The organism is Lutibacter sp. (assembly GCF_030692605.1).
Taxonomy (GTDB): Bacteria; Bacteroidota; Bacteroidia; order Flavobacteriales; family Flavobacteriaceae; genus Lutibacter.
In genome coordinates this window covers 1-9,507 of record NZ_JAUYUD010000075.1, presented here as the reverse complement: position 1 = coordinate 9,507, position 9,507 = coordinate 1, and the positions used below count along the sequence as shown (strand labels likewise).

Genomic DNA, 9,507 nt, shown 5'->3' with positions numbered 1-9,507 from the left:
ACAACCCCAACAACGCTTTTTTTTGACGTTTTTTCCATATTAAAAAAGTTTGATGAAATTCGTTTCATCAAACTTCTTGGAATCTCAATGGTAATAATGCCTGACAGACTATTTACCAACTATTTTTCAGTATTATGCCTTTTTACATGCATCCTCATTTTAATTTGTCCAGCCTTTAACAAAAAGCTGTCTAAATTTATATATTAGATAGCTTTTTGTAAATTATAAAGGCAATATTAATTTCCGCCACTTTCTTTTTTAGCATCTTCTTTCATTTTATCATTAGGTATAATAGCTAAATTTACTCTACGGTTCTTTTGCTCTTCCTTCAGCAGTAGTATTATCTGCAATTGGTTGTTGTTCTCCATACCAATGAGTAGTAAATCTAGTTGAACTTAACCCCTTTGTATGTGTAAAGAAATTGGTTACCGCATTTGCTCTATTTTTAGATAGCGTTAAATTATATTCATCTGCTCCAACATTGTCGGTGTGCCCAACAACAAGTACATTAGTGTCAGGATATTCTATCAATATACCTGCCAATTTAGAAAGCATAGTTTGAGATGCTGGGTTAATATTAAATTTATTGGTTTCAAAATAAACACCACTATTTTCGTCGAAAGTAATTAAAATTCCATCGTCGATCCGTTCAACAATTGCTCCAGGAATTTCTTCTTCAATCTTTTGAGCCTGTTTATCCATTTTATTTCCAATAAGCACACCTGCTGTACCTCCTACAACACCACCAATTACGGCACCTAATTCTCCTTTACCGCCTTTTCCTGCATTATTTCCAATAATAGCACCCAATAAGGCACCACCAGCGGCACCAATTACTGCACCTTTTTGTTTATTATTTGCATTTTTGGTAGCTTCACAACTACTTAAATTTGTAATTACAATAATAGTTAAAACCAGTAAGGATATTTTTTTAAAGATTGTTTTCATTTTTATTAATTTTTATATAATTTATTTTGATTTTAAAAGGTTCTATTATGATATTTTTTTTTAGAGAATAAAATTAAAATAACGATTGCCTAATGCAAGATACAAAGAATCATTAAAAAAAACTTTTAAAAATTAATTGATTGTCCGTAAACATTCATAATTTAAATATTTTTCATATTTTTGAAGAAAAACACATGAATTTATTCAGTTTTACAGCAAATTTTGACAGCGAAAAGGCTTGTAGATTGCATTTTAAAGAAGAGCGAGATAAAATTGGTATCCAATGTAAATGCGGTTGTAAAGACCATTTTTGGATTAAAAGTATATGGAGCTATGAATGTAAAAAATGCAGAAGTAGAATTTCCTTGCGAAGCGGAACAATAATGCAAAGCTCTAAATTATCGTTTTTAACCTGGTATAAAACAATGTTTCTTATGAGTGCTACCAAAAAAGGATTTTCAAGTAAAGAAATTCAAAAGCAGCTTAAGCAAAAACGATACGAACCCGTTTGGGCAATGGTCCACAAATTTCGGCTCAAAATTTATCAAATTATCATTTACTTTAATACCTACAACTTCTTGAAAATAAATTAATTTTTCAGATGATGCACAGGCATTTAACAAAATTATGACTCCAAACAATAAAGTGATTTTAATATAACTATTTCTCATTTTTCACTCTTTTTCATTTAATTATTTTATTTATAATTAGTCTTTTTTTGGTAGGGTAAATTTACCTTTTTTTAGCTAATTCTTCCGTCATTAATTATTGGCCTTTAACATTTCACTATTCGTTTTTGAGTTTTTCAATATCCAAGCCTTCATAAATGGAATTATTGGAAATAAACTCTGGAACTATCTCTTTCATTTTTTTTACGGTTGCAGTATAATTCAATTCAAAATTTATCTTACATAACTCTTCAATATTTTGTTTTATAATTGCTCTGTCTAAAGGTATTATATTTGCAATCATAATTTTTTCGTGGTGTGTTTTCCCAATATGTTCACCATTCGCCAACAATTCTTCATAAATTTTTTCTCCTGGGCGCAAACCAATAATTTTTATATCAATATCATCTGGAAATTTAAAACCGGACAAATGAATCATATTCAAAGCCAAATCATAAATTTTGATTGATTCTCCCATATCAAAAACAAATATTTCTCCCCCGGTACCAATGGTTGCAGCTTCTAAAACCAATGAACATGCTTCCGGAATGGTCATAAAATACCTTGTAATTTCTTTATGTGTTACCGTTAATGGCCCACCTTGCTCAATTTGTGCCTTAAATAAATGAATTACGGATCCGTTTGAGCCTAATACATTACCAAATCTAGTAGTCATAAATTTTGTTATTCCTTGTAAATTGAGGGTGTTAATGTACATTTCGGCAATACGCTTAGTTGCTCCCATCACATTGGTTGGGTTCACCGCTTTGTCTGTAGAAATCATTACAAACTTTTCTACCTTATGTTTTATCGCTAAATCAGCGATGTTTTTTGTGCCGCTTACGTTTACGTTTACTGCTTCATAAGGACTCTTTTCCATTAATGGTACATGTTTATAGGCTGCGGCATGAAAAATAAGCTGAGGTTGGTACTGCTTAAAAATAGTTTCCATTCTATTACTATTTCTAACATCAGCAACTAAAACTGTAATTCGTTCCGTATTTTTATTTATAAAATATTGCTGAAGGTTGTACAAGTCAGACTCTGCCTGATCAACCAAAACCAAATGCTTATATTTAAAATTTGAAATTTGTTTTGCAATTTCACTTCCTATGGAACCCGCTGCTCCAGTAATCAAAACAACTTTGCTGCTAAATTCATTTTTTAAAATCGAATTACATATCTCAATTGATGCTCTTCCTAATAAATCTTCAATTTTTAAATTTTTAATTTGCTTAATATTTAAGTCTCCATTAATCCATGTACTGGCAGGTGGAACAATTTTAATTTTTACTCCCAATTTCGAAAGTTCATTTGTAATTTCTAATAACCTTACTGGTTTTATTTTCTGAATTGACAAAATGATTTCTTCAATCTTATTATTTTTAATAAAAAGCTTATTGATATTATTGGAATCAAATACTTTTAATCCATGAATTTTTATATTGGCTTTTCTTTTATCATCATCTACAAAACCTTCAATATCTACACCACTTTCCTTATCTTGTTTAAGTACCAAATAGGTTAAAATACCCGCTTCACCTGCACCATAAATAAGCACTCTTTTATTAACTTTTACTTCCTCTGTTAATAATTTATAAAATTCTTTAAAAATATGTCTGAGCACAATAAGTGCTAACATATTTAATAAAAAATGAATAGTTAGGATTGAAATTGGTATAGTAAAATTGACTAATATTCCGTAATTTCTGTTTAAAAACACAAACATTGATAAAAATATAAGAATTAAGATACTTGCTAGAGAAATGTTTACAGCATCCTTAAAACTGGTATGACGAATGGCGCCTTTATAAGAACCTATTGAAATAAATGAAACTAAGGCAACAAGGAGTACTAAAGGTAACTGGAATTTTAATTTTGAAACATCAAATGTCAATTCAAAATTAAACCTAATAAAATAAGCAAGTATAAATGTATTAATTACAATATAGCAATCAATCATTAATACCATCCAACGAGGTATATTTTGTTTAATTAACTTTTTAAAAGAAATTTTAACCATCTTAATATCAATCTAATATCAAATTAAATATAATGTTATTTTCATAGTTTATCATTTTTTAATTATTCAATTTTCTCATAAATAAACAGCTATAAACAAGTCGATAACTTACAAATGTAACCTAATTTTAATAATATAAAAGTCAATGATTCTGGGCATAGGGTTTTAAATTTTGACTTTTACTTTCTTTAAAACATTTACAACTTTTAACAAATCTTTATTCATTAAATTTGAACCACTCGGCAAGCATAATCCTCTTTCAAATAAGTTATCAGATACGCCATTGATATAAGCAGGATACCTTTTAAAAACAGGTTGTTGGTGCATGGGTTTCCATAAAGGGCGAGATTCAATATTTTCCACTTCCAAGGCTAGCCTTATTTTTTCTCGCACCTCAAAAGAAGGGGTTAACATACAGGTCAACCATCTATTCGCATAAAAACCTGCTGGTTCATCTAAAAATTGCAACGCTTCAACTTCAATTAATGACTTTTTATAAAAATCAAAATTTGCTCTTCTTGCAACTATTCTGGCATCTAAAATTTCTAGTTGTCCACGTCCTATTCCTGCAATTATATTGCTCATTCTATAATTATAGCCAATTTCTGAATGTTGGTAATGCGGAGCTTCATCACGCGCTTGTGTAGCTAAAAAAACCGCTTTATTTTTGGTTATAGCATCTTTGCAAATCAATGCTCCTCCACTAGATGCAGTAATAATTTTATTACCATTGAATGATAAAATACCAAAGCTACCAAAGGTTCCACATTTTTGATCTTTATACGTTGAACCCAATGCTTCTGCAGCATCTTCAATTAATACAATTTTAAATTCATTAGCTATTTTCTTAATTTTATTCATTTTAGCTGGCATGCCGTACAAATGCACCACTATCATAGCTTTTGGTTTTTTACCTTTCCTAATTTGATCTTTAATAGCTTCTTCTAACAAATTAGGACACATATTCCATGTTTCAGCTTCACTATCAATAAAAATTGGAATAGCACCTAGGTAGGCAATTGGATTTGCAGTTGCTGAAAAGGTAAAACTTTGACAAAGTACCAAATCATCACGTTGAACACCTGCTAAAATCAATGCTAAATGAATAGCTGCAGTTCCCGAACTTAATGCAGCAATTTTGTTATTAACTCCAAGATAATTTTCAAGACCTTTTTCAAATTCATTTACATTAGGCCCTAAAGGCGCCACCCAATTGGTATCAAATGCTTCCATTACGTATTTTTGTTCGGTACCACCCATATGGGGTGAAGACAACCAAATTTTATTTTTCATCTTATTTATTTTAGTAAACAAACAATTGTTTGGCTTATAATTTTTAAATCTCCAAAAAAAGTGTGATTATAATAATAGTCTAAATTTAATTTTACTTTATCGGGAAACAATACATTATCATTGTATTCTAAAGGATATTCTTGCTCTGCTAATAAGACTTCTTCATCGGCGTATTTTATGGCTGCCTCACTTGTTAAACCAGGTTTTAAATTTAACACCAATCTTTCTTCGCCATGCAAAGTATCATAATACCCAGCAATATCTGGTCTTGGACCCACAATACTCATTGCTCCTTGCAAAACATTTAATAACTGAGGTAATTCATCCAATTTATATTTACGTAAAAATGCACCAGTAGCTGAAATTTTGTTAGTTTTTAATTTCATTGTTCTTAGTTTATAAATAGTAAATGATTTTCCATATTGACCAATACGAGGTTGTAAAAATAATCCGTTTGAATGGGTGTCAGTTGCAGCAATTATAATCGAAATAATTAAAAATGGAGATAGTGAGATTATACCCGTAAAAGAAAAAAAGATATCGAAGATTCGTTTTGACACTATAGAAAAGTATTAATTTTAATTATTTTTCCTGGATTTACAACTACTACCGCTCCATCGGGAACATCATTAATAATTACTGTTCCGGCGCCAATAGAAGCCCATTTTCCAATAGAAATTCCTTGAATTACAATTGCACCAATACCTATATGACTACCTTCTCCTATGGTCACATTCCCTGCAAGTGAAGCACTTGGAGAAATATGAACAAAATCATTCAATTTGCAACCATGTCCAATTATAGCGCCCGAATTTATGATGCAATGTTTCCCTACTTTTGTTGAAGCATTTATAATAACACCAGGCATCACAACAGTTCCAACATCAATTGTTACAAATTTCGAAACGATTGCTGTTTGATGGATTACAGAAACAAAATTTGCATGTAGTTTTTCAACCATTTTTTTACGTGTACTATTCTTTCCCACACTAATAATTAACTCATCAATTTTATAATTATCATTTTTTTTAAAATCTACAATTTTGATACCTAAAATAGTATTTTCCTTAACAGCATCATCAAAAACAGCTTCAATTGTTTTATTTGTAGATGATTTAATAATATCAATTATTACTTTACAATGTCCACTTGCTCCGTATAAATACATAACTAATTATTTCCTTTAAATTTCTCCATACTTCCATATATATTAGAGGTAATACCATCTTTTTTTACTACTTTTCTAATGGTTAAAAATAAGATTTTTAAATCAAACTTTAAACTTAGATTCTCAACATAATAAACATCCAATTTAAATTTGTCTTTCCAACTAATGGCATTTCTACCATTTACCTGTGCCCAACCAGTAATACCTGCACGTACTAAATGTCTTTTATTTTGTTTCGCACTATACAAAGGTAAATATTCGGGTAATAAAGGTCTTGGCCCTATTAGACTCATTTCCCCTTTTAATACATTGAAAAGTTGTGGCAATTCATCTAAGGAAGTTTTTCGTAAAAAACTTCCAATTTTGGTCATCCGTTCATTATCGGGCAATAAATTTTCTTTTAAGTTTTTAGAGTTTGTCATTGTTCTGAACTTTACAATCTTAAAAAAAATTCCGTTTTTACCTGAACGTAACTGAAAAAAGAAAGGCTTGCCATTGTTGGCTATGATAAGTAATATAGTAGCCAACAAAAGTACAGGAGAAACCAATAGCAATCCAATTAAGGAAAATATAACATCAATTAATCTTTTGAAAAATTTTCTATACATTAAATTTTTTGTTTATAAAATTCCAACCATTTATCTGTAATCAGTTCTGCTGAAAAATTTTCTAACACATGTGTTCTTCCACCTTTTCCTAACTCTTTTCTTAATTCTTTATCATTCACTAATTTTTCCATTTGGAAAAATAACGAATCCGCATCAGCTACTTTATGGCGCAATCCTGTTTTGTTTTCAATAATAGTTTCCTTCAAACCATAGGTGTTACTACATATTACAGGTTTTCCCAATAAAGAAGCTTCAATAACACTTGATCCAAATCCCTCACGATAACTTGGTAAACAAAACACGTCACATGCCTGTAACAATCGCTCTGGTTCTTGGGTGAAGCCATAAAATATTACTGCTCCAATATTCTTAACTTTTTCTTTTATAACTGATGTCATATTTTCTTCATCTCCACCTACTAATAATAAGCGAACATTTGAATATTTTTTTTGCAATCTATTAAATGTAACTGCCAATTCATAGATGCCTTTATCCTCATTCATTCTTCCTAAAAACATAAATACAACTTCATTTTGTTGAATGCCTAATTCTTCTCTAACTTCACGCTTAACAATTCTGCTTGGCACAAAACGATTGGTATCTACTCCACTAATAGAACCTTTTCCTAACACAAAAGAATTAGTCTCCCTAACAATTGAATGTTGAATTAAAAATTGACGTTGCGATTCTCCATCTACCAAAATATGGGTTGCATTCCATACAATGAAACGATCTATTAGCATTAATATTTTTTTAATCACACCTGTTTTAGTATGCCAAACTTGACCTGTAAAAATGTGAATTCGTTTATTTACATTTGCCAATCGTGCTGCAAAAACACCTAATAACCCAGCTTTTGGGGTTACAGTGTATACCACATCAAATTGAATTTCTTTAAAATAAGATTTTAAGGTCATTAAAGCCTTAAAATCTTTTAACAAACTTATCTCTCTAGGTATTGCAATATTTTTAATTCCTTTTAATGGTAGTTTCCAAAAAATATCTGTGGATTCATTCTCTAAATTTGCCACCAAATACACATCATAAAAAGTTGCTAACTCTTTTATATGATTTTGAAGAAATGCCAGAGCTGTATATGGAGATGAAACCACAAAACATATTTTCTTTTTTTTCATCCTATATTTTTAAGTAATGAAAACAGTTTTATATCGCAGCACATATTAAATATAAACTCATTGTTTGCAATTATTTTAAACATGTTTTTTTTATTATCTCTAATTTTAGTTTGAACTGGATATAAATTTATTATTTTCAACTCTTTAATAATTTTCTTTCTCACATTTTTTTTAATATTTAACTTAAACAAGGAATATAACAACGTCATTGTTAAAAACCCTATTCTTTCATCTAAAATAACGCCATTAATAACCTTAGTTCTGTCAGACTTATTTGAAAATTCCATAGTCAAATCAATGACATTTTTAATATCAAAAATCATTTTTTGGTTTCTTTCTTTATTAGTATTTCTTGTAATTGAATTAGCGGTTCTAACAAAACAACCTAAAATATTTTTTATTACTTGAACTTTAGTGGCATAATAAAAAGTACGTGTATTAAATTCAAAATCTTCAATAAAAATTCTTTCTACAAATTCTAATTGGTTATTTTTCAGAAATTGAGTTGCATATAATTTATTACAAGCTGAATTCATATATTGAATCTTTGCCAAATATTCAAAACCATCACTTATTATCTCTGAAGATTTTGAATTTCTATAAACTTCTTCACCATTTTCCGTTACACCAATTGCCCCAAACTCCAAAATATCTAATTTATTTTCAACTGCAAAAGTTATCACATTTTTCAACTCATTTTCTATCAAATAATCATCAGCATCTAAAATAATACATAATCCCCTGAAGCATGTAAAACACCGGTATTTCTAGCACCTCCTAATCCTTTATTTTTTTGAGAAATTAGTTTTATTTGAGGGAAACTTAACATATTATTTCGGACAATTGAAACACTCTTATCGTGTGAACCATCGTCTACTACAATTATTTCGTAATCTTCAATTTGCATATTACTATCAATAACAGATAAAATACATTTTTCTATATATTTTTCTACATTATAAACAGGTATGATAACTGAAAGTAACATCTTTTTATTTTATTAAAAACATTAAATAAGTAAATCCAAAATATCCTAATATGGTATATGCCAATACTTTTTGTTGTTTAATAAAAAACCGTTGCTTAAAAAAAGGGTAAAAAATAATGCCAGCCATCAAAAACCATGACAAATATGCAAATCGATTAGAAAAGTTTGCCCTAATTATCAGTACCCAAAAAGCATTGGCTGTTAAATATATATTGAAAAGCTGGCAATATAAGGTATCCTTAAAATTTCTTTTAACAATAAAATAATACCCTATAAAAACGGTAATACTACTGTAGAGTATAAAATCCCATCGAAAACCGGTATAAGCAAAATTATCATTATTTGCTGTACTCAATAACTTAACGCAACAAATCTAAATTTATAGATTTGTTGCGTTAAGTTATTGAGTACAGCTTTTTAATTTTACATTATAAGACTATATGCTAAATGAACAAGGAGAAAAGAAGAAGAAAAATAAAGATTAAAAATAAACATTTAAGTTTTATACTATTTTTCTCTAAATTAATATAAAATAATTGATTGTCCGTAATTACCCATAATTAATAAAAAAGCGTTATATTTGATAAAAAAAACGATGAATTTATTCAGTTTTACAGCAAATTTTGGGAGCGAGGAATCTTGTAGGCTTCATTTTAAAGAAGAAAGAGACAAAAT

Annotated in this window: 8 protein-coding genes and 2 pseudogenes; 1 reads left to right on the top strand and 9 read right to left on the bottom strand. The window is 29.2% G+C overall.

Annotated features, from left to right (window positions below; all coding sequences use genetic code 11):
• Positions 1 to 236: 236 nt before the first annotated feature.
• Positions 237 to 948, bottom strand: a pseudogene (locus Q8S45_RS06845) (OmpA family protein).
• 194 nt (positions 949 to 1,142) lie between these two features.
• On the opposite strand from Q8S45_RS06845, the pseudogene Q8S45_RS06840 reads away from it, so the two are divergent.
• Positions 1,143 to 1,481, top strand: a pseudogene (locus Q8S45_RS06840) (IS1595 family transposase); the annotation flags it as partial.
• 253 nt (positions 1,482 to 1,734) lie between these two features.
• On the opposite strand, the gene Q8S45_RS06835 reads toward Q8S45_RS06840, so the two are convergent.
• From Q8S45_RS06835 to Q8S45_RS06800, 8 genes are all read right to left on the bottom strand, one after another.
• Positions 1,735 to 3,639, bottom strand: a complete 1,905-nt coding sequence (locus Q8S45_RS06835) for a nucleoside-diphosphate sugar epimerase/dehydratase (RefSeq protein ID WP_305602754.1) — start codon at positions 3,637 to 3,639, stop codon at positions 1,735 to 1,737.
• A 165-nt stretch (positions 3,640 to 3,804) separates the two neighbouring features.
• Positions 3,805 to 4,932, bottom strand: a complete 1,128-nt coding sequence (locus tag Q8S45_RS06830; protein ID WP_305602742.1) for an aminotransferase class I/II-fold pyridoxal phosphate-dependent enzyme — start codon at positions 4,930 to 4,932, stop codon at positions 3,805 to 3,807.
• A 5-nt stretch (positions 4,933 to 4,937) separates the two neighbouring features.
• Positions 4,938 to 5,492: a sugar transferase gene (locus Q8S45_RS06825; protein ID WP_305602740.1), complete on the bottom strand. Its 555-nt coding sequence runs from the start codon at positions 5,490 to 5,492 to the stop codon at positions 4,938 to 4,940.
• Positions 5,492 to 6,100 carry an acetyltransferase gene (locus Q8S45_RS06820; protein ID WP_305602737.1) on the bottom strand — a complete coding sequence of 203 codons (609 nt, stop codon included), beginning with the start codon at positions 6,098 to 6,100 and terminating at the stop codon, positions 5,492 to 5,494. Before Q8S45_RS06820 ends, Q8S45_RS06825 begins: the two co-directional genes overlap by 1 nt.
• A 2-nt stretch (positions 6,101 to 6,102) precedes the next feature.
• Positions 6,103 to 6,708, bottom strand: a complete 606-nt coding sequence (locus tag Q8S45_RS06815) for a sugar transferase (protein ID WP_305602734.1) — start codon at positions 6,706 to 6,708, stop codon at positions 6,103 to 6,105.
• Entirely contained in the window at positions 6,708 to 7,844 is a 1,137-nt protein-coding gene (locus Q8S45_RS06810) for a glycosyltransferase family 4 protein (RefSeq protein WP_305602732.1), read from the bottom strand. Before Q8S45_RS06810 ends, Q8S45_RS06815 begins: the two co-directional genes overlap by 1 nt.
• Positions 7,841 to 8,527: a hypothetical protein gene (locus tag Q8S45_RS06805; RefSeq protein WP_305602731.1), complete on the bottom strand. Its 687-nt coding sequence runs from the start codon at positions 8,525 to 8,527 to the stop codon at positions 7,841 to 7,843. The genes Q8S45_RS06810 and Q8S45_RS06805 overlap by 4 nt, the downstream gene beginning before the upstream one ends.
• 38 nt (positions 8,528 to 8,565) lie before the next feature.
• The gene (locus Q8S45_RS06800) at positions 8,566 to 8,832 is read right to left on the bottom strand and encodes a glycosyltransferase family 2 protein (protein WP_305602728.1); all 267 of its coding nucleotides are present in this window, start codon (positions 8,830 to 8,832) and stop codon (positions 8,566 to 8,568) included.
• Between the last annotated feature and the right edge of the window lie 675 nt (positions 8,833 to 9,507).

Bases quoted from the DNA above. Each gene is read 5' to 3' on its own strand.
- Q8S45_RS06835 (WP_305602754.1), bottom strand. From the start codon at position 3,639: ATGGTTAAAATTTCTTTTAAAAAGTTAATTAAACAAAATATACCTCGT.
- Q8S45_RS06830 (WP_305602742.1), bottom strand. From the start codon at position 4,932: ATGAAAAATAAAATTTGGTTGTCTTCACCCCATATGGGTGGTACCGAA.
- Q8S45_RS06820 (WP_305602737.1), bottom strand. From the start codon at position 6,100: ATGTATTTATACGGAGCAAGTGGACATTGTAAAGTAATAATTGATATT.
- Q8S45_RS06815 (WP_305602734.1), bottom strand. From the start codon at position 6,708: ATGTATAGAAAATTTTTCAAAAGATTAATTGATGTTATATTTTCCTTA.
- Q8S45_RS06810 (WP_305602732.1), bottom strand. From the start codon at position 7,844: ATGAAAAAAAAGAAAATATGTTTTGTGGTTTCATCTCCATATACAGCT.
- Q8S45_RS06800 (WP_305602728.1), bottom strand. From the start codon at position 8,832: ATGTTACTTTCAGTTATCATACCTGTTTATAATGTAGAAAAATATATA.